This window comes from Cytophaga sp. FL35 (genome assembly GCF_014349235.1).
Lineage (GTDB): Bacteria > Bacteroidota > Bacteroidia > Flavobacteriales > Flavobacteriaceae > Euzebyella.
Window position 1 is genome coordinate 15,615 of the sequence record NZ_JACSOH010000017.1, and the last position, 19,869, is coordinate 35,483.

Sequence of the window (19,869 nt, forward strand, 5' to 3'; positions counted from 1 at the left end):
TTTTTATTGATTTGACTCCATTAATCTTTCTTTTTAGGTTTAATTATTCAATTGAAAAGTAGGTAAAAACCATATAGAATTGCATCTAGAAAGGCAATTGTCAGCACCGCAAGGAACATTGCCACAAAAACCAACAGGCAATACCCTTTCTCCTTTCTGGTTCTTACTTTCCTGTTTATTGAATTCTCCTTTTTTTCCTCTAGTCTCCGCTTTCTCCTTTCCCGTGACATATTATACTGTGCTTTACTAAAATCAACGCACCAATGCTATCCCCTAAGGTCATAAAACCATTCTTCTGCACGTTTGATTCCCTCCGTAATGGCCTTCTCACGAGAATACCCATTCTCCTTTACCAATTCTTGTGCAATTTTGAGGGCCTTCTTCCGAACTGACGGCTGTAGGCCATCAAGTTTTGTTTTGAAATCTTCAAATGTCCAGTCCATATTGTATACTTTTTTTAGAGCTTTCGCCCTTCCATCTCTGCTTTTACAATGCCGCGTTCAAGGTCTTCCTCCTTGGAGCATTGGTTTGTCGTATAGTATTCTTTAGCATACTTTACGGCCAATTTGTGGATGTTTTCATCCAGCATATTGAGCCTCATCGAGCAATCTTTAAAAAGTTCGTCTTTCATCTATCAAAAAAGTTTCAACACGTAAAAAACCATGACCAGTAAATAAACTATATATGCCGCATCAAATACAAAAATCTGCCAACGAGAGAAACCGTGCAGTTCCTTGCTTTGGTGCACAAATAGTGTGTAAAGCAGCGGCATAAGCCCGACAAAGGCCATGTTGACCCAGAACAGTTCAAAGTCCTCAATGGGGGTGGTTACCAAAGCCAGCGGAAAAAATGCCACCGTCATCGTTACGGCATTGTCTGCAATAACACTGGTGGTGCCCGCTGTCACCTCGCCCCCTTTTACCACGCTCCAGGTCTTGAATATTTCCGGTGCCGTGGTCATTATGCCCGTGATGAAAAGGCCTCCCACGATTTCAGAAATATTTAGGGCAGAAACAATATTTTCGGTCGCCTTCACTATGAAAAAAGCGCCAACTGCTATCGCAAAGGCCCCGGCAATCGATAACCAGACCTGTTTTTTGTTCCATTCTACTTTTTTGCCCTTTTCCTTGCCTTTTATGATTGCGTGGGTCAAGAACGCAGCATAGGCCGCCAGCATAATCCACCCGTCCACAGGTTGCAGGCCACGCCAGGGCTTTGGCAGAGTTAAAATGGCCACAAGGGCGATAATGCCCAGATAAGGAAGGGACAGTACGGAAACCGAACGTTTGTTCAACGCCAGAATGTTTTTATCAAGATGTTCTTGATGTTCCTTGTTGTTCTTGAATTGTTTCCTGGAAGCAAAATAAGCTATGGTCACCATCAAGGGAATGGAAATAATATTGGAACCCAATAAGTTGCCCAGGCCAATATCGGAAACGTCCCGTGCCGCACTGGTTATATTGATGGCAACTTCAGGACTGGCCGTTACAAGGGCAAGAAAAGCGGCTCCAGCGGATGCGGTAAGCCCCCATTGCTTGCGGAGCAACTTTAAAGGAGTCAACAATCGATCCGCACCCCAGTGTGCTGCCCAGGCCGCTAGGCCCAAAACGAGTACCCATGGCCATATGTTCATAATTCTGTCATTTTAACATTTCTCTCTTTGCTAGGTTCGATATGGATGTGCACGTCAAGTATCTCGGAATATGACCTGAACAATCTCTCCTTTACTTTGTGTGCAATATCATGGCCCTCGGTCACAGTTAATTCCCCATCGATCCAAATATGCATATCGATATGAAAGGCCGTTCCCATCTTTCGGGAATGGCAGCGCTCTACCCTTACCACTTCAGGAACGGCTTCGGCCAGTCGGATAACCTCATTTCGAAATTCGGGCTCAACAGCTTCGTCCAGCAACTCCCTTACCGATGACCTAGCTATTTTATAGGCATTGAACAGAATAATGCCCGCTGCAATGAGTGCCGCGAAATCATCCGCTATCTCAAACCCTTCGCCACCGATCAATGCTATGGAAATCCCTATAAAAGCGGCTATCGACGTAATGGCATCACTCCTATGGTGAAATGCATCGGCCTTGACGGCCGAACTATTGATTTCATCACCTGTTTTCATGACATAGCGATACAACGCCTCTTTCGTGAGGACAACAAATACCAGTATGAAGAGTGTGAAGGGTGCAGGAGTTTTGTGGGGTACCAGAATATGGTCGATGCTGTCCCTTATGATTATACCACCTGCAATGGTTAGGGCTATGGCAATACCCACCGCCACCAGGGCCTCTATCTTACCGTGTCCGTAGGGATGGTTTTCATCCGGTGGCCTTGACGACCATCTCAACCCGGCCCATAATAGTGCGGATGTCAGCACATCCGCCCCGGATTCGATCGCATCGGCAATAAGGGCATAAGAATGCCCGAACACCCCGCCCAAACCTTTGATCAATGCCAATAATGCACTGATCAAAATACCTACGAGGGTAGTTTTGAGTCCTATTCGGGATATGGCATTTGGATTCCTTTCCAAAATCTTTCTTTTGCTATTTCTTTTCTTCCCAATACGTTATTTGGACAATTTTAAAATTCTAATGGCTCCTCGCATCACAAAGGCAAATACAATACCGCCTATGACCAAATCGGGCCATTTACTGTCTAAAAAATAAACCAGCACCCCTGCCAGTATTACCCCGCCGTTCACAATAATGTCGTTTGAGGTAAAGATGGCACTTGCCTGCATATGCGCTTCCTTGCTTTTGGCCTTGTTTATCAACCATAGGGAAACGAGGTTGCCGATAAGGGCGAAAATGGAAACGATAATCATCCATTGGAACAAAGGGGTTTCGCTACTGCTCAAAAACCTTCTCACGACTTCCGAAAATCCCAGCAGGGCCAAGGCCATTTGAAAATAGCCACTGAACTTCGCCACTTTCTTTTTTCTGGAAATAGCGCCGCCTACGGCAAAAAGGCTCAATGCGTACACAATGGAATCGGCCAGCATATCTAGTGAATCCGCAATAAGGCCCATCGAGGAAGAAATCCATCCCGTGGTCATTTCGATAACGAAAAACCCAAAATTGATGTACAAGACCCACCAGAGTATCTTCTTTTGTTTGGTCTCGTCTTCGGCAATAGGTGTTTCCGCCTTTTCTGTTCCCAAGAGTTTTTCCCCCAGCTTTAATGCACCCAATGCCACATTTATTTCTTGGGCATTCCCCTGATGGTACACATCTAATTTTCTTTTCGGAATGTCAAAGTCCAGATATTTGATTTGAGGATTTGACTCCAGTTTCATCCTTATCATCTGTTCTTCGGAAGGGCAATCCATTTGACTTACCTTAAAAGTGCTTTTGTTTATAGTGGACATTTAAATAATCTGTATTAAATTCTAAGTTTGGTGTTTTAAATCTTTACTATTATGGGATTCCATATATTTTTCCAAAATCGATTTTAAGCTCTCCAAATAATCAGCGAACGATTTAATGGTCGGTTTTGCTTCATCATCTACGGGAATCCTTATGGGATTCTCATCCAAATACCGATAGAGTTCGAGATATTCCCGTTCTATCCTTACTGTCAATTTGTTGATTTCTTGGGTTAGCTTCTGAACTTTCTTCATCATCTTATAATTTATATGGTATTGCTTGCCCCAATATTTATATATGCAATGCCCTATCTTCGGTAGCGGCCAGACAGGCTTCCTTAAAGGTTTCTGAAAATGTGGGATGCCCGTGGGGCATCCGTGCAATATCCTCTGCCGCTGCCCTGAATTCCATTATCGCCAAAACACGAACCAATAATTGTTATATCATATTTTTCTATAGTTGTATTTTTTTGGTTAAATAAGGTGGCAGAACCTTGGACTTGACTCTTGGGCACAAGGGTTCAAAGTTCTGGAACTCCCACCTGTTATTTTTCCTTACATTTCACACATATCCCTTTTAATACCAAGTTGACATCGTTTATTTTATAATCATCTGGTAAACTTTCTTCGGATATCTTATTTGGCAAACAGATCGTTTTCTTACATTCGGTACAATGAAAGTGCAGATGTAAATCCGTACTGTATTTACCTTTGGTGTTTTCACCGGAAATCGCAAATTTTGCCACTCCGGTTCCATCATTTATCTGATGAATAAGTCCTTTATCCTCAAAAATCTTGAGGTTGCGATAAAAGGTCGTTCTGTTTGCTGTCTTATTGGTTTCGCTCTTTTCGGCAAAGACCTTTTTTAAATCGGAAAAGGACACGGCACTTTGCTTCCTTCTCAGATACCTGTATATCTTGGACCTCATTTGAGTAGGGCGAATACCGTGACTTGACAATATTTTTTCCGTTTTGTTCATTTTTTAATCTTGATTCAAAGGCAATCTCCTTTATTGAATTTATTTTTTGTAGGCGAGCAAACGCAATGCATTGACCACCACTACCAACGTAGAGCCCTCGTGAATGGCCACGGCTATCCCTATACTTGCCCAACTCATAATTGTCGCAGGAATTAAAAGGGCAACAACCCCCAAGCTAACCCATAAGTTTTGCTTGATTATCGCCTTCGCTTTTCTGCTCAAACCGATGGCAAAAGGCAAGGTTTCCAGTTTGTCTGCCATTAGTGCTATATCTGCGGTTTCTAAAGCCACGTCGCTTCCCGCCGCACCCATTGCAATACCAACGGTACTGTTTGCCATAGCAGGGGCGTCATTGACCCCATCACCTATCATTGCCAGTTTATTTTCCTGTTCCGCAAGTTTTTTGATGGCCTCCACTTTTTCTTCGGGAAGCAGGCTTCCGCGTGCTTCGGTCAACCCAATTTCCTCGGCTACAGCGTCGGCCACTTTCTGGTTGTCTCCGGTAAGCATTATCATTTTCTTGATGCCTATTTCCTTTAGTTGGGCAAGGGTCTCCTTGGCTTTTTCCCGTGGGGTGTCCATCAGCCCGAGCATCCCTATAAATTCATCGCCCCTTTTGATAAGCATCGTGGTCTTTCCTTCCCCTTCAAGTGCTCTTACCTTTTCTGATACGTCGTTGGGAACGCCCTTATCAATATCCTCGAAAAGCTCAAGATTGCCTATGTAAATGGAATTCCCTTGATAGTTTGCCTTTATGCCCTTGCCTTGTACGGCTTCCAAATCATCGGCATCGGGAATTTTGGCGTCCTTCCCAAGCCTTTCCATTCCGTCCCGTACAACTGCCTTTGCCAGGGGGTGGTCGCTCAGTTCCTCAACCGCAATAGCAATTTCCAACAGTTCCTTTTTATCTATGCTGCCAAAGCTTTCGACGTCGGTCAGCTTTGGTTTTCCTTCGGTAAGCGTTCCTGTCTTGTCAAAGGCCAATGCGGTAAGCACCCCTAAATCTTCCAATGGGCGACCGCCTTTTATCAAGACCCCGCCACGCGCAGCCCTTGCCACACCACTCAATACAGCAGATGGCGTAGAAATGGCGAGCGCGCACGGACTTGCAGCTACCAATACCGCCAAGGAACGGTATAGGCTTTCGCTCCACGGTTCATCGATGACCAAAAAAGCAAAATTCAGTGCAACGACCAGTATAATGACCGCTGGCACATAGTACCGCTCAAACTTGTCGGTCAACAACTGGGTGGGCGATTTCTGGTCTTGAGCCTCCTGAACCATTGTAACCAAGCGGTTGAGGGTAGAATCTTTTGCCTCTTTGATTACCTTTATTTCAAGGGTATTGTTACCATTGATGGTTCCTGAAAATACACGGTTCTCATTGGGAATATTGCTTTTTGAGGTATACTCTTTGTCCGGATTTTCTATTGGTGTTTTGTCCACCGGAACGCTTTCCCCGGTAATGGGAGCCTGGTCAACACTACTGTTACCTTTTACAATTACACCATCGGCGGATATCTTGCTGTTGGGGCGCACCACGATGATGTCGCCCACCTGTAGTTCTTCAATACCCACTTCAACGGTATCGTCATCTTTCTTGAGAAGGGCTGTTTTTGGGGCGAGGTCGGTCAGTGCCGCAATGGACTTTTTTGCCTTGCCCATTGCATAGTTTTCCAATGCGTGACCCAGACTAAAAAGGAACAGCAACAAGGCACCTTCTGCCCATTCGCCCAGATAGGCGGCTCCTGCAGCTGCGACCAGCATCAGGAAATCGATTTCAAATTCGCCTTTGGACACTTTGGTAATGGCCTCCTTTAGGGTAAAATAACCTCCAAAAAAGTAGGCTGCAATATAGAGCCCAAAAGGGATGTTAGCTGAAACCCCTGAATACTTTTCCAACAGGAAACCTGTTATTAGTGTGACCCCACTTAAAATTGCAAAATAGAGCTCCGTGTTTTTGCCGAAAATGCCACCGTGGTCGTGATTGTGGCCATCGCCTTTGCTGTGTTTTTCCTTGTCTTTCATATTATTAATGGTTTTGTTATCGTTAATTAAGATTTAATCCACTTTTGGGCTTGTGATTTCTCGGAAATATCAAAAAATTTAACTTCAGACTTTATGAAAAAATCAGTTGCCTTCGCGGCCCATTCCTGCCATTTTTTGTTGCCCACAAAGGCCATCTTGCCATAATCTCCCAAGTGAGCCGAATCAATCTTTAGGTCTTCCCAAAAGCCTTTAAGGGTATAGCCTTCAAAATCTTTCATTTCAAAATAGAAATCCACTCTATGCCCTTTTTCTATGATGTTGTGGATAAGCGGATGCATCTTTTCCATATCCTTTTCTGTAAGTCTTCCACTGATTTTAGCGGCAATTAGGTGTTCCTGTTCCAAGTTTATTATCTGTACCATATTTGTATATTTTTTTAAATCAATCTAATTAAAACAATTGTGCAACGGAAGTGCAAATAATCCTTCCTGCATGGCCCAATAACCTCCCGTTTTTAGTTGTACTGTGCCTTTTCCTTACCTATATACACCAGGGCTTCGGGCAAATCGAGTTCGCGTGTGGCATTGCCCGTGCGTATATAAAACCGTGACCGTCCCTCAAGGGTCACATATACCGGCATTTGGGCTGGTAAAATCTCGATACAGCACACTTGCTTTAGACCAAACCCAAAAAATGCTACGTTCACTAGCGTACAAAGATGGGTTCCCAGTTTTAGAGCGATCAATTGCATCAAATACTGCTCAAAGCCATCGCTGTCCGGCTTTTTAAGCGTATCGAAATCCTGTTGCAGGCCCAGAATGGTTCCCCCGTCATCAACACCTATGAGCAACTTGCCCCCCTCGGTATTCATAAACCCGGCAATGGTTTTTGATATGATAAACTCAAGTTGTTTGTTGACCTTGCCCTGCTGCACGTCCCATCGCAAGCTTGACTTGAATTCCACCCGGCTGCTCTCTCCCTTGTTTATGAGTTCGAGAACGGTTTGCCTGTCCATCCGTTGCCTGTTCAGTTGAAAAATCTTTTTTCTGAGGAAGAACATCAGGGCAAGGCTGCTTCCCATTGTCCCGAACAACAGGTTTCCAAGAATTTGGTCAACATCGGCAACGTTCCATGCGGTTTTGAAGGCCTCGCCAAAATAGCTTGGCCAGTGACCGGAATCGCCCGACCGGTCAAAGAGAAAAAGGGATAGGCCCAAGGGTTGCAGTATAAAGACCCCAAAGGCAAAACCTGCCAAAAGCCATATCCCTATTTTACCTCTTTGCATCGATAGGGGTGTTATTATCGTTCGAGCCAGTTGTTGGCCATATCTCCATCTTCCGGCCCGAAAAATTTTATATGAGCCTCGCTAAATGGCAATAACGATTCGGTAAACCGTTCTTGCCATATTTTATCGCCTACCAAGGCTATTTTCTTAAACCGTGCCTCTTCGGAAAATGAAAAATCTAACCTCTCAACGCTACTTTTCCATACCCTTTTTTCGGGAAGGCCCATTTCCATATACCAAGCGGCTTGTTCATTTTCTTTTAAATGTTCGTTAAGAGCTTTGATCAGGGTTGCCCTATCATCGGTATCCAGCTCTTTATCTGCGATGGTATATATGATTCGGTCTTTTTTATAGATTGCTATCATCGTTGTATTCTTTTAATGTTCCGCGCCTGAAGGCTAATCCAAATTGTCACTGCATTTATTGCATATACCCTTTACGACCAGATTGATATCCTCTGCCATATATCCTTGGGGCAGATTGACCTGTGGAATTTTACGGTCGGTCAAACAAACGGTCTCGTTGCACCGGGTGCAATGAAAATGCAGGTGCAGGTCGTTGCCCACCTCACATTCACAATTCTCTTCGCAAAGGGCGTATTTTATAACTCCTGTACCATCCTCAATTTGGTGTACGATGGCGTTTTCTTCAAAGGTTTTCATCGTCCGGAAAAGGGTGCTCCGTTCCGATTTCTCGAAAAAATTCTCCAGCTCTCCCAAACTGATGGCTACCTCGCTTTCCAGCAGCTTTTTATAGGTTAACAGTCGCATCGGCGTGGGCCGTATTCCCTTGCTCTCCAGTTTTTTGACAATTCTTTCCATTTTAAAAGGGGTTAAAGGTCATAGCGTTTTAAGGATTCGCCTGTTTTGATCTGGAAGGCATCCTCAATATTAGATAGATAAATAATCCCATCGCCCGGGTCGGGCGTTTTTCCGTTTTCCGTAATAATTTCGATTGCCATTTGTGCTTCCTCATTTTGGCACACCAGCTCCACTTTTACCACCGGGCTATCGGATACGTGAAAATCCAATGAGGGTTTCGCGCCTTTTGCCTTGAACGCCCCGGTACCCTCCGCTTGTGAAAGCGTCATACTTTTAAAACCATTGTCGCTAAGGGCTTCGATGACCCTTTGGATGCGGTTTGGTTTTACAAATGCTTTTATTTCTTTCATTATGATACTATTTAGATTTTTAATCGATTGTGAACCGGGCCTGCTTTCTGATTTTCAACTAACTAATTAAGACGATAACAAACCCGGAATCAAAACCTTTATCTATATTGTTGTTTAATGTCCGTGCTCCAGTTCGCCCTTGACCATTTCCGAAGAAAGGGTGTAGGCCCCGTTTGTTACTATTTTGACATTTTCGGGCGTTCCTGCAGGCAGGTTTACTTCTACAAAACCCAAGTCGTTGACCCCTGTACTCACGGGAATGCGTTTATATTTCATTTTATTTTCTTCTGGTGCCCCATCCTCATCCACGATAAAAACATAGGACTGTTCGCCTTCTTTGACAATGGCTTCCTCGGGTACTGCAAAGCCCGATTTCTCTCCCTGCACGATTCTTCCTTCTGCATACATTCCTGGTAAGAGGTCGCCATTTTTGTTATCGATATCCGCGTGGACGTGCAGGGCTTTTGGATCTTCCTCAAAGGTTTTACCTATCGAGTGCACTTCTGCAGTTAACAGTTCATCCGGTTTCGAGGCAACGGTAAAATGGATTTTTTGACCTACCTGAACCTTTGGGATATCCTTTTCATACACTTTAAGGTCCAAATGGAGTTCTGAATTATCGCTTACCGTAAACATTTTTGATTGTGGGGCCACATAATCCCCCAGGCTTACCATTACTTCATCCACAAAACCGGATATAGGTGTCGATATGGGTATGGCCGAGTAGATCTGTCCTTCTTCCACCTTGGAAGGATCGATACCGAGCAAGCGCAATTTTGATTTTAGGCCGTTGACACTTGAGGTAGTGGAACGGAACTTTGACTGTGCCATCTGAAATTCCTTCCCGGAAGAAACGCCTTTGTCGTACAAGGTCTGCTTTCGCTCAAAATCCTGTTTAAGGAAAACGAGTTCATCGTTTTTTTCTTGGTACTCCTGTTGCATACTGATAATATCGGGATGTTCCAAATAGGCCAAAACCTCTCCTTTTCGCACTTCATCTCCTTCGATTACTTTGATGGAACGTACATTTCCGCCTACGAAAGGACTAATATTGGCCCTGTCCTGAGGATATAGCTCAAGCCTTCCGGTTACCTTGATATTGTTACCGAGGTTTCTTTTTTCCAAGGTTCTGGTCTCCAGGTCAATGGTCTCTATTTGTTGTGTAGAAAGTACTACAACACCTTCTTCTCCTTCTTCCCCGTGGCCGCCTTCCTCTTCGCCGTGGGCTTCTTCCCCACCTGCTTCGGTTTTTGATACACCTTCAGCTTCATTATGCCCAAGTTCAGATTTTGGGGCATCGTTACAACTCATGAACATAAGTGTAAATAATACGGTGCTTATTAAGATTATATTCTTCATTTTTCCTTTTTTAAGATTATAGATTGCCCAATTGATATTGCAGCTCAATGGCCTGCTGGTTATACTGATTTATAAATTGTAGATGGTTTTGTTTGATTCTTATGGCACTGTTCAGGATCGTGATATAGTTCACATAATCGATTTCCCCTTCCCTTGAGGCCAGTTCCGCCGTTGCTATCTGTTCTTCCGCCAAGAGCAAAGCCCCTTCTTGATAATAATCAAGCGTCTTTTGGGTCTTCTCCAAGGATTTTAAAAGTTGGGAAACCCTACTTTCGGTTATGGCCTTCTGTTCCAGATACTGATTTTCGGCTACCATTGCGTCTGCTTTGGCGGCTTTGACCCTGGATTTTTGAGGGAAGAACCAGAGCGGAATGCTGATACCCGCCTGATAGGTGTTGAACCCTGATACATCGTCTACGATCTGCCTTCCGTACGTGAGGTTGAACTGGGGCAGGAACTGTGATCTTTCCACGCCCACGTTTGCTTTGCTCACTTTGGCATTTTGCAGTGAATATTGCAATATTGGGTTGTCGGCCACTGATGTGGAATCCAAAACGGCCCGATAATTTAGCGGTGTATAGGATCGGCCCACCGTTTCGATGTCTTGGTTTATACCCAAATATTGCTTTAGCGCGCGCTTTGCAATCTCGATATCGTCATAGGCCTGTTGTCTGAGCACCTGTATCTGTTGATACTCCGAGGACGCCGCAATAAACTCCAGTTTTCCGGTTTCACCCGTATCGTAACGTAGTTCCGCGGCCGTCCTGAAATTGGCGTAAACACTGTCCAACTGTTCCGCGAAGCGCAATTGTGCCTTGTTATAATTGATACGGTCATAGGCCTGCATCACGTTACGGATCAACTGTTGCTCGTTGAGGGCATAGAACTTTTCGCCGAGCTGAACACGCTCTTTATAGAACTTGGATTTTGAAAACCCAGAGAGCAAATCAACATTTTGCTGCTGCACCCCGATCGTGGTCTGTACCCCGGGCAGGTCATTGCCATATTCTTCCTTGCCCGTAAAGATTTGGGTATTACCCAGATCGAAACTTGTTCCTTTCATCGCCTGCTCGCGCTCGATAAAAGCCTGGCTTTCCTTAAGCGATGGATAATTCTGTTTTGCTAGGGAAATAGCCTCCTCCAATGTTACGGTCTGGGCGATTCCACTTTCCTGTGCATTTACTGTATTGGAAGTGAAAAATCCTCCCAAGCACAATAGCACCACCAGAACTGTTGTGCTTTTGTTGATATAGCTTGGATCATCTCCTTTACCGTTACGCTCTTTGCGGGCTTCCAGCCAATAATATAATACCGGAAGGACAACAAGCGTTAAAAACGTTGCCGTAAGCAATCCGCCAATAACGACGGTTGCCAATGGTCGCTGCACTTCAGCACCTCCCGAGGTAGAAATCGCCATTGGTATAAAGCCCATAATAGCTGCCGTTGCCGTCAACAAAATTGGGCGCAAGCGCTCGTGAGTTGCCTCGTATATGCGTTTTTTTAAGTCTGTCATTCCACTTTCCTTTAATTCATTGAATTTGTTGATCAGTACCAATCCGTTCAATACCGCCACTCCAAAGAGCACGATAAAACCGACACCTGCAGAAATACTAAAAGGCATTCCCCTTATCCAAAGGGCAAATACACCACCAATAGCTGCCAGCGGTACTGCCATATAAATCATAAGTGATTGCGAGAACGAACTCAGCGCAAAGTAGAGCAATATGAATATTAGGAAGAGTGCAATGGGCACTACGATCATCAATCGGTCGGTCGCACGTTGCAGGTTTTCGAACGAACCGCCATAGGTCACAAAATAACCAGGTGGCAATTTTACTTGTGCTTCCAGTTTTTGCTGTATTTCCTCGACCATTGATTTTACATCGCGCCCACGAACATTTACCCCTACCGAAATACGACGCGAGGTATTGTCCCTTGAAATTTGCATCGGGCCAGGTTTGTAACTGATTTCCGCCACTTCCTTTAAGGGTACTTGGTTGCCGCTGGGCAGGTCGATATACAGATTTTTAAGGTTGTTGATATCCTGTCTAAAGTCCTTCGCCAAACGAATGACCACATCGAACCGTTTTTCGCCTTCAAAGATCACACTTGCCTGCTCTCCAGCAAATGAAGCACTCACATAATCATTCAGCTTATTAACCGTTACACCGTATTGTGCCATTTTCGCGCGATTGTATTCCACCGTCATTTGCGGCAAACCGCTCGTGGCCTCCACATTGAGGTCGGCTGCGCCGGGAACGGTTCTGATGACGGCCGCGATTTCTTGCACCTTGTCAGCCAACACACCCAAATCTTCTCCGTACAATTTTATGGCCACGTCCTCCCGAACACCTGTAAGCAGTTCATTGAAACGAAGTTCTACAGGTTGCGTAAATACGAAATTTACACCGGGCACTACTGAAATTTTTTCCTGTATTTTTTCTATGAGTTCTTCCTTGCTATCTGCTGAAGTCCATTTACTCTTATCTTTTTCAAGAATAATGTAACTATCGGCTATGTCCATTGGCATTGGGTCCGTAGGGATTTCGGCCACGCCAATCCTTGAAACTACTGTTTTTACTTCTGGAAATTCATTGATTAAATTTTGAAGTTTTTTTGAAGCCTCAATGGATTCTGTAAGACTGCTCCCCGGTTTTATCAAAGCCTGAAACGCAATATCGCCCTCATCAAATTTGGGAATAAATTCGCCACCCATATTACTGAAAATAAATCCTGCAATCAACAACAACCCGACCGCACCAATAACAACACCAGCCCTGAACCGAAGTGCGAAATTGAGCAACGGTACATACGCCTTGTTTAAACCGGACATTATTTTATCACTGAACCTATCAATCTTGTTTTCAAATTTGGCAAACCAACTGTTCTGATTTTTAGCAGGTTTAAGGAACATTGACGAAATCATTGGCACGTAAGTAAGACAAAGGATAATCGCTCCTAAAACCGCGAATCCAAAAGTAAATGCCATTGGACGGAACATTTTTCCTTCCACACCGGTCAAAAAGAGAATCGGTGTAAATACAATAAGGATAATAAGCTGACCGAAAAATGCCGAATTCATCATCGTACTTGCCGATTCATAGGCGATTTCATCCATTTCAGATTGGCCAATGGCGGTTGTAGTTTTTTTCATCCGTTGATGAATGTGGAATACCATTCCTTCCACAATGATTACCGCGCCATCCACAATGATCCCAAAATCAATTGCACCCAAGGACATTAAGTTGGCCCACACCCCGAATTGCTTCATCAAGATAAATGCAAAGAGTAATGATAATGGGATTACCGACGCGGTAATCAATCCGCCACGGAAGCTTCCCAAGAGCAGCACAAGCACAAAAATCACGATAAGCGAACCTTCAATAAGGTTTGTTTCTACGGTACTCGTGGTTCTTCCAATAAGTTCACTTCGGCTTAAAAATGGTTCAATGTAAACACCTTCTGGAAGTGATTTTTGAATTTCATCGATACGCTTTTGCACGTTATCTATAACAGTGCCGGGACTTTCGCCTTTCAGCATTAAAATTTGTCCACCAACAGTTTCGTGTCCGTCTTGGGTAAAAGCACCATAGCGCACTTGATTTCCGTAGCCTACTTTTTCCGCAACATCCCGCACTAAAACGGGACTTCCGTTTTGGGTCGTTACAACTGTGTTCCCCAAATCTTCAATGCTACGAGCCAACCCTTCGCCACGGATAAAGTTGGCCTGATGGTTTTTTTCTATATAAGCACCGCCCGTGTTGGCATTGTTGACTTTAAGGGCCTCAAATACCTGATTCATTGTAATGCCAAAACTTTTTAGTTTGTCAGGGTTTATGGCAACTTCGTACTGCTTTACATAGCCACCAAAAGCATTGACCTCGACAACTCCGGGCACTAATGCCATTTGGCGTTTAACAATCCAATCCTGAATGGTACGAAGTTCCATTGCATCGTATTTATCTTCGTATCCTTCTTTTACCTTTAAGGTGTATTGGAATATTTCGCCCAGACCCGTAGTAATGGGAGCCATAAAAGGCGTACCAAAACCTTCAGGGATTTCCCCGGCGACTTCGGTTAATTTTTCTTGCACCAATTGCCGAGGAAGATAGGTGCCTGCTTCGTCCTCAAAGACGATGGTAACCACTGACAATCCAAAACGGGATACTGAACGCAGCTCGATAACGTCAGGAAGGTTGGCCATTGCCAACTCAACAGGGTAGGTTACAAATTGCTCAATATCTTCAGTGCCTAGATTCGGGGCAACTGTGATAACTTGTACTTGGTTGTTGGTGATATCGGGAACAGAACCCAGATTGATAGTGGCCATAGACCAAATGCCCGTACCCACAAGTGCCACTATAAAAAGACCAATAATAAATTTGTTATTAATGGAATATGAAATGATTTTATTAATCATAGAAAGAGATTTAATTCAGTTTAAACATCGCAATACAAGAGATGCAATGTATTTATGATGCGATGCTTGCTTTGAAAAGCATCACGTTAGGACATAGCTATCCTTAAAAAAACTGAATTAAGCTCTAGGTGGTTGTAATACTGAAGATACTACTCCATCGGAAACGCTCTCGAAGTGTGAGAAGTTTTCCTGTGAAACAGGATTTGGTAAGGGTGTGAAAGCGATTATACCAAAATCAATCGTATGTACGTGACAGCAATGGCATTGGCAGAATGGGGAACACAGCTCACAATCTTGATCGTGGTCGCCATCATAGTCCATTACCGAAACGACCTGGGCATCGTCTTTAGCCGTTCCCGAATCGCCACAGGGCACTACATTGAGTGCCAAAAAGTAAAAGGACAATATGATTGTTAAAAATTTCACGGTACAAAAATATAAAAAAATTGATGCAACGCCTATGCAAAAACTTGAAAGGCTGAAAAATTGGCAATTTATGATTACGCATCAAAACACAAGAAATAATCCTTTGGTGCTAATTCAACTACCATACAGATTCATCATCATGTTTCAATTCAGGATATAGGGTATTTAGCAGGAGTAGGCAATCAGCCATCTGTTTTGGATTCGTAGCATGGAACTTTGCCAACTTTTTTTGAAAGGTTTTCTTTTTGTCCAATAGCATCAATTTTTCCCAAATACCATAGTTCTTAAAGGCTTTTTCGATATAACTCCAATAGTCGGCGTAACTATGTATAGCATTGTTTGCAAAAGCTATCCATTGAGTTTTTTGATATCGATAACCAATAATCTTATCCCTTTTTGCGCTTTCAATTATGCATACAAGGGGTTTATGTTCGAAAAGTTCATCGATTAAATAACAACCATTTAGCTCATTTGCCAAATGAAAAACTATTAATGTCGATTCGTATTCAATAGGGTCTGTTTCGATTTGGGCCAATATTGCTTCGTCCTCTTTCTTTAAGTTATATCCTTTTCGGATAAGTCTTTTTAAAAGCCACATCTTATGCTCAATAGCTATGTTTTCAAACATAGTTGCAAGAAGTGTTTTGTCGTCTTTGGATTTTTCGTTTAAGTCGATTTCCAAATATGAACTATCAATCATGTGTTCCAAGAAACCCATATGACCCTTTTTTGCTATTGAAAACCAATGGTGAATTCTTGGTTGACCATCTTTAGGTTTAAACGCATCGGATTTATTTAATATCGATAGTTCAAATTCGTCTAAATTTTCCATTTGTTCTTCGATGGAAGAAAAATTATACCCTTTATTTTTCCATAAGAATCGCAGGTCATCGATTATTGAGTTTGCTTTTTCTTCAGCCACTACCTTCTTTCGACGCTCTTGATTTTTGACTTCCTCTTCTCTTTCCCTTTGAAGACGTTTGGCATGTTCTTTCTCTCTAACCTTGAGCTTTTTCCCATAGTCAAAATAATAAATCTGATAGGATTCAACATTGAACTTGAGTTGTCCAAGACTGACGGATTTTTCTATCCATTTGCTGAGCAATTTATTATCCTCCGTTAGAAATGGATATTTGTACGTACACAGCAATCTAAAAGGTTCTGAAGCTTCATCCAGTTTGAAGAAGTTTTGAAAATCCGTAAGATATTTGATATCGCGTTCCATTTGTCGCTGGCCATGAACGTCAAAATCATCCAATATCCAAATCAGAAAAACTCCTTTCCGTTTGTAAAAATCATGACGGTCATAAATGTAGCGCAAGGATAAATCGGATAGCTGTATTTCGAAAACGAGTTCTTTGTCCAAATATTTACAATACACGTCGGGCCTACGTTTTTCATTTCCAATAGAAATAAAGGTATTATCTACGCAGATGGAATCAACACCATCTAAATTGAAAAGTTTCTCGGCTATTTTGTTTTTAAGTGTTTTATGCCTTGCACTTTCTTTTCCACGATAAAGCTGTGCCAATTGTTCCGTTTCCTCTTGCGATAGGTTGGCCTCCTTTAAGTAACAGAACGCCGCATTTGGTTGATGCTTGAAATGTAATCTATCATACTTACTACCGGAAACGTTCAATTTTTGGTCACACTCGCAACAGTAGAGTTCCACTTCATCCCTATGATACTGCCTGCGAAGCTCAAATGAATTTTTAACGGTGTCAAAGACGTCATCGGCTTCCAGAATCTCCCCAGAAGTTTTGTCAAAAGCTACTTTTATACTTCTTTGAAACGACATCTCCATTATTGGGCAATTGTAAGGTTCGAAAACAAGTTTTGTAACTCATGTTTATTCCCATTCATTTTCTCCAATCGAAGTATCGCCTCCTTTAAACATTCCATAAAATCCAATTGTTTCTGTACAATTGGTAGTTCTTTAGTATAGATATCCTCAGGATTGACTCCGTTTTTGGGATATCTTGTCCGCGAACTATGTTGAATGGTCAGTAAAGCGCAAAAGTAAAATGTATGGTCTATAAATATAGAATCAAATTGAATTGGTATCAGGTGATGCATTAAATTTTGAAAATACATTTGCGACTTTTTTTTATCCGCAAGCATATTCAAAATTTCCCTTTTTGTTTCCAAAGCTTCCTTCGTACCTAATTCCCCAAAGTATCTTGCCATGGCCTGCATTTGTGACCTAAGTATTGAATTGCTATTTTCCGGAAATGCATATTCAATGGTTTCTAAGCCCGTTAGGATTTCTAAAAAGCCATCGAGATCTTCCAATGTAAAATTAACCAAGTCGCAATTTTTCAATCTGTCTATACTGCAAATGGCCGCTGAAATTGATTTATGGTGTTTGGCAAAGCTCTTATGGGAAAGCGGCTCCAGATCTTTAGGCATTGGATAGCTTTCAAGAAGCTCTATTGTGGCCTTCATTTTTTCTTCTTTTTGCACCATAATCTTTCTTGGAATTTTAAATTGATCGTGGGATGTCTCCTCGATTTCCTTTTCGGTAAAATCGCCAGAGAAAAGAGCCGCAGCTTTATTGGCTTTCTCGCTTGCCTGTTGGAACAGAAAATATGAATTTCTATACTTTCCGTTTCGGTGGAGCAAGATGACAGATTCCAAATCATTAAGAGCGATATTTAGCCATGTATTGATTATTGTTTGCATAAGAGGTGTACGTGTAACCTGAATGATATCTATAAATATATTGATATTTCTTTCAGTTAATAATCTATAAGCCAATATGTCAATGTACTTTCTTGAATTTACTTCTCATAGATGAATTTGTTTAAGGGAGCTTACTATATTTATTCATGAAAAATCTAAATAAATCCTTTGAAACAAGACTTTTTTATAATACTTTTACCGTATATAAAATCGCATACAGCGTATGCATTTTATAAAATCAAGCGATTATTAACTCGCTGTTAATTAAAGAGTTATGAAACCGCGGGATAGAGCAGTAGGTAGCTCGTCGGGCTCATAACCCGAAGGTCGCTGGTTCGAGTCCAGTCCCCGCTACAAAAAAGCTCCTTGAAAATTCAAGGAGCTTTTCTTTTGGAATCAATTGAAATTAACTTCGACATTGAGAACAAAAGAAAGGATGTTTTGCGAAGTATTTGGAGCTTTTTTGTAAAGCCAGCCATAGGCCCACGGCTATACCGTGAATCCAATCCCCGCCACATGTAGGACCAACTAGAAATAGCTGTTTTTTTTCGAGACTATACGAATCAAAGGTTCAACTTTCTGAAATTTTCACTTGAGTCAAAGAAAAAATATAAAAAAGGAGCAACGATTTTTTTGCTCCTTTTTAACTAACTAACAAATCAACTTTATATAATCATAAATAATTATCCGTCTAGAGCATTAAAAAGGCCCTCCACTGTTAACTTCATCAGCATTTGAGTTACATCCAGGCATTTCACCCCGAACTTTAAAGTTTTCCTCCATTTTTTTTCCACTATCGCGGGTGTACCAATCTTTAGTCAAATCATCGGGAACGCTGTCGGCAGTTTCCAACATCCAATTCTCAAGTACTTTTTTTAATGTACGACGGGTTTCTTCAAACTCATTTTTTCCGCTTAGATTATAGTACTGATGCTCATCCATAGACAATTCGAATAATTCTTCCATAGGTCGAGGTTGAAGAAAAACATCATTTTGCTCAGCAGTCAAGTTGCCATTGGCCCTAGACCTTTGTAAAGATTTAAAGGAGGTACTATTCAATGCATCGGCAGGACCTTGGTTGGGGAATTGAGGCCTAAAATTGAGAACATACAGAAAATCTTTGGTACGTACCATACGTTCGTGGGCTTCATGATCATGCCAGTTGTGTTCGGCAAAAGCGTATTTTCTAAACTCAAGATTAGGGTCTTTAAATAGTTTTTTAAAGCTCTTGCCTTGAAAACTCCGCGGTGTTTCTACCTCGCACACATCTAAAAGGGTAGGCGCCACATCAACCGCACTGACCAAACTCGTGCTAATACCCTCTTTTAAACGACCAGACCAATGAGCTATAAATGGAGTTTTTATGCCAGAATCATACATTCTCGTCTTATCTCGAGGGAAAGGACGGCCATTATCGGCCATTATAAGTATCAGGGTATTCTCATATTCTCCCTCAGCCTTCAAGGTCGCTACCACTTTACCGATATATGCATCAAAGCGAGCAATTTCATTGTAATAATGGGTCAAATCTTCACGCGTCTCTTTGTCATCGACTAAGGTAGAAGGCACCTCAACATCTTGAATCTTATGGGTTTTTGAAAATCGATTTTGCCCCCAAGGTCGATGAGCGTCAAATGCCGCGAACCAAAAGAAAAAAGGTTTGTTCTTATCCCTTTGTTTAATGGTAGGCATCCACATCGCCTCGCCCCCATCCCCGTTTTGGACGTTTTCATCATAAATGCTATCAAACCCCTGGCGTAACAGTTTTCCCATGTGCCATTTTCCTGCTTGCCCAGTATAGTACCCTTTTTTTTGCAGTTCAGAGGCTATAGAACTAAAGTCTTTCTTAGGTTCGGTATGCAGTTCCGCTGCCCCAGTATTATGTGGATAGCGCCCCGTTAAAATACTAATTCTACTGGGGCTACAAGAACTAGTGGTAAGAATAGCATTATCGAACCTTATTCCCTTTTTTGCAAGCCCATCGATATTCGGAGTCTTGACAAAGGAGTTTCCGTAACAACCTAAATCGTTATAGCTCACATCATCGGCCATAAAAACGATAATATTGGGTTTTACTTTACTTTGGCTATAAGATGATTGTATAATATTATAGAATACAAGACAAACACTACTCAATTTAATAAAATTGTGAATCTTCATATTTATAGATAGATTTAAGCAA

19 protein-coding genes and 1 tRNA gene are annotated in these 19,869 nt (G+C 42.3%); 1 reads left to right on the forward strand and 19 read right to left on the reverse strand.

The window, feature by feature from the left end:
- Nucleotides 1-266: 266 nt before the first annotated feature.
- The 18 genes from BIZ36_RS14005 to BIZ36_RS14090 all read right to left on the reverse strand — a co-directional run bounded on the left by BIZ36_RS14005 (nucleotide 267) and on the right by BIZ36_RS14090 (nucleotide 17,687).
- Complete coding sequence (locus BIZ36_RS14005) at nucleotides 267-443, reverse strand: hypothetical protein (protein WP_162987829.1); 177 nt, start codon at nucleotides 441-443, stop codon at nucleotides 267-269.
- Nucleotides 444-457: 14 nt separating this feature from the next.
- Nucleotides 458-631 carry a hypothetical protein gene (locus BIZ36_RS14010; protein WP_162987828.1) on the reverse strand — a complete coding sequence of 58 codons (174 nt, stop codon included), beginning with the start codon at nucleotides 629-631 and terminating at the stop codon, nucleotides 458-460.
- A gap of 3 nt (nucleotides 632-634) precedes the next feature.
- Nucleotides 635-1,633: a sodium:calcium antiporter gene (locus BIZ36_RS14015; RefSeq protein ID WP_121848244.1), complete on the reverse strand. Its 999-nt coding sequence runs from the start codon at nucleotides 1,631-1,633 to the stop codon at nucleotides 635-637.
- Nucleotides 1,630-2,541: a cation diffusion facilitator family transporter gene (locus BIZ36_RS14020; protein ID WP_081894367.1), complete on the reverse strand. Its 912-nt coding sequence runs from the start codon at nucleotides 2,539-2,541 to the stop codon at nucleotides 1,630-1,632. Before BIZ36_RS14020 ends, BIZ36_RS14015 begins: the two co-directional genes overlap by 4 nt.
- A 36-nt stretch (nucleotides 2,542-2,577) precedes the next feature.
- Nucleotides 2,578-3,369, reverse strand: a complete 792-nt coding sequence (locus BIZ36_RS14025; protein ID WP_353616849.1) for a cation efflux transmembrane domain-containing protein — start codon at nucleotides 3,367-3,369, stop codon at nucleotides 2,578-2,580.
- Nucleotides 3,370-3,399: 30 nt separating this feature from the next.
- A complete protein-coding gene (locus BIZ36_RS14030) occupies nucleotides 3,400-3,633 on the reverse strand; it encodes a hypothetical protein (protein WP_286174803.1) in 234 nt (77 codons plus the stop codon).
- A 287-nt stretch (nucleotides 3,634-3,920) separates the two neighbouring features.
- The gene (locus tag BIZ36_RS14035) at nucleotides 3,921-4,355 is read right to left on the reverse strand and encodes a Fur family transcriptional regulator (RefSeq protein ID WP_187458525.1); all 435 of its coding nucleotides are present in this window, start codon (nucleotides 4,353-4,355) and stop codon (nucleotides 3,921-3,923) included.
- 39 nt (nucleotides 4,356-4,394) lie between these two features.
- Entirely contained in the window at nucleotides 4,395-6,383 is a 1,989-nt protein-coding gene (locus BIZ36_RS14040; protein ID WP_187458526.1) for a heavy metal translocating P-type ATPase, read from the reverse strand.
- A gap of 26 nt (nucleotides 6,384-6,409) precedes the next feature.
- Nucleotides 6,410-6,766: a SpoIIAA family protein gene (locus BIZ36_RS14045; RefSeq protein ID WP_121848238.1), complete on the reverse strand. Its 357-nt coding sequence runs from the start codon at nucleotides 6,764-6,766 to the stop codon at nucleotides 6,410-6,412.
- A 92-nt stretch (nucleotides 6,767-6,858) separates the two neighbouring features.
- A complete protein-coding gene (locus BIZ36_RS14050; RefSeq protein WP_121848237.1) occupies nucleotides 6,859-7,629 on the reverse strand; it encodes an AlbA family DNA-binding domain-containing protein in 771 nt (256 codons plus the stop codon).
- Nucleotides 7,630-7,643: 14 nt separating this feature from the next.
- A complete protein-coding gene (locus BIZ36_RS14055; RefSeq protein ID WP_121848236.1) occupies nucleotides 7,644-7,994 on the reverse strand; it encodes a SpoIIAA family protein in 351 nt (116 codons plus the stop codon).
- 33 nt (nucleotides 7,995-8,027) lie between these two features.
- Entirely contained in the window at nucleotides 8,028-8,450 is a 423-nt protein-coding gene (locus tag BIZ36_RS14060) for a Fur family transcriptional regulator (protein ID WP_121848235.1), read from the reverse strand.
- A gap of 11 nt (nucleotides 8,451-8,461) precedes the next feature.
- Nucleotides 8,462-8,800, reverse strand: a complete 339-nt coding sequence (locus BIZ36_RS14065) for a P-II family nitrogen regulator (protein WP_121848234.1) — start codon at nucleotides 8,798-8,800, stop codon at nucleotides 8,462-8,464.
- A gap of 114 nt (nucleotides 8,801-8,914) precedes the next feature.
- Nucleotides 8,915-10,159 (reverse strand): efflux RND transporter periplasmic adaptor subunit, encoded by a 1,245-nt coding sequence (locus BIZ36_RS14070; RefSeq protein ID WP_121850653.1) that lies wholly within the window; start codon nucleotides 10,157-10,159, stop codon nucleotides 8,915-8,917.
- Between the two features lie 16 nt (nucleotides 10,160-10,175).
- On the reverse strand, nucleotides 10,176-14,579 hold the full coding sequence (locus BIZ36_RS14075; RefSeq protein ID WP_187458527.1) for a CusA/CzcA family heavy metal efflux RND transporter: 4,404 nt from the start codon (nucleotides 14,577-14,579) through the stop codon (nucleotides 10,176-10,178).
- 117 nt (nucleotides 14,580-14,696) lie between these two features.
- Nucleotides 14,697-15,005, reverse strand: a complete 309-nt coding sequence (locus tag BIZ36_RS14080; RefSeq protein WP_187458528.1) for a DUF6660 family protein — start codon at nucleotides 15,003-15,005, stop codon at nucleotides 14,697-14,699.
- A gap of 118 nt (nucleotides 15,006-15,123) precedes the next feature.
- Nucleotides 15,124-16,809 carry a DUF6035 family protein gene (locus tag BIZ36_RS14085; protein ID WP_187458529.1) on the reverse strand — a complete coding sequence of 562 codons (1,686 nt, stop codon included), beginning with the start codon at nucleotides 16,807-16,809 and terminating at the stop codon, nucleotides 15,124-15,126.
- Nucleotides 16,809-17,687 (reverse strand): HEPN domain-containing protein, encoded by an 879-nt coding sequence (locus BIZ36_RS14090; protein ID WP_187458530.1) that lies wholly within the window; start codon nucleotides 17,685-17,687, stop codon nucleotides 16,809-16,811. Before BIZ36_RS14090 ends, BIZ36_RS14085 begins: the two co-directional genes overlap by 1 nt.
- A 281-nt stretch (nucleotides 17,688-17,968) precedes the next feature.
- On the opposite strand from BIZ36_RS14090, the gene BIZ36_RS14095 reads away from it, so the two are divergent.
- A tRNA-Met gene (locus BIZ36_RS14095) sits at nucleotides 17,969-18,041 on the forward strand.
- Nucleotides 18,042-18,386: 345 nt separating this feature from the next.
- Here BIZ36_RS14095 and BIZ36_RS14100 read toward each other — a convergent pair.
- Nucleotides 18,387-19,847: a sulfatase family protein gene (locus tag BIZ36_RS14100; protein WP_187458531.1), complete on the reverse strand. Its 1,461-nt coding sequence runs from the start codon at nucleotides 19,845-19,847 to the stop codon at nucleotides 18,387-18,389.
- Nucleotides 19,848-19,869: the final 22 nt, after the last annotated feature.

Coding starts and splice junctions, on each gene's coding strand:
- BIZ36_RS14005 (WP_162987829.1), bottom strand. CDS start 443: ATGGACTGGACATTTGAAGATTTCAAAACAAAACTTGATGGCCTACAG.
- BIZ36_RS14010 (WP_162987828.1), bottom strand. CDS start 631: ATGAAAGACGAACTTTTTAAAGATTGCTCGATGAGGCTCAATATGCTG.
- BIZ36_RS14015 (WP_121848244.1), bottom strand. CDS start 1,633: ATGAACATATGGCCATGGGTACTCGTTTTGGGCCTAGCGGCCTGGGCA.
- BIZ36_RS14030 (WP_286174803.1), bottom strand. CDS start 3,633: ATGATGAAGAAAGTTCAGAAGCTAACCCAAGAAATCAACAAATTGACA.
- BIZ36_RS14035 (WP_187458525.1), bottom strand. CDS start 4,355: ATGAACAAAACGGAAAAAATATTGTCAAGTCACGGTATTCGCCCTACT.
- BIZ36_RS14040 (WP_187458526.1), bottom strand. CDS start 6,383: ATGAAAGACAAGGAAAAACACAGCAAAGGCGATGGCCACAATCACGAC.
- BIZ36_RS14045 (WP_121848238.1), bottom strand. CDS start 6,766: ATGGTACAGATAATAAACTTGGAACAGGAACACCTAATTGCCGCTAAA.
- BIZ36_RS14050 (WP_121848237.1), bottom strand. CDS start 7,629: ATGCAAAGAGGTAAAATAGGGATATGGCTTTTGGCAGGTTTTGCCTTT.
- BIZ36_RS14055 (WP_121848236.1), bottom strand. CDS start 7,994: ATGATAGCAATCTATAAAAAAGACCGAATCATATATACCATCGCAGAT.
- BIZ36_RS14060 (WP_121848235.1), bottom strand. CDS start 8,450: ATGGAAAGAATTGTCAAAAAACTGGAGAGCAAGGGAATACGGCCCACG.
- BIZ36_RS14065 (WP_121848234.1), bottom strand. CDS start 8,800: ATGAAAGAAATAAAAGCATTTGTAAAACCAAACCGCATCCAAAGGGTC.
- BIZ36_RS14070 (WP_121850653.1), bottom strand. CDS start 10,159: ATGAAGAATATAATCTTAATAAGCACCGTATTATTTACACTTATGTTC.
- BIZ36_RS14075 (WP_187458527.1), bottom strand. CDS start 14,579: ATGATTAATAAAATCATTTCATATTCCATTAATAACAAATTTATTATT.
- BIZ36_RS14085 (WP_187458529.1), bottom strand. CDS start 16,809: ATGGAGATGTCGTTTCAAAGAAGTATAAAAGTAGCTTTTGACAAAACT.
- BIZ36_RS14090 (WP_187458530.1), bottom strand. CDS start 17,687: ATGCAAACAATAATCAATACATGGCTAAATATCGCTCTTAATGATTTG.
- BIZ36_RS14100 (WP_187458531.1), bottom strand. CDS start 19,847: ATGAAGATTCACAATTTTATTAAATTGAGTAGTGTTTGTCTTGTATTC.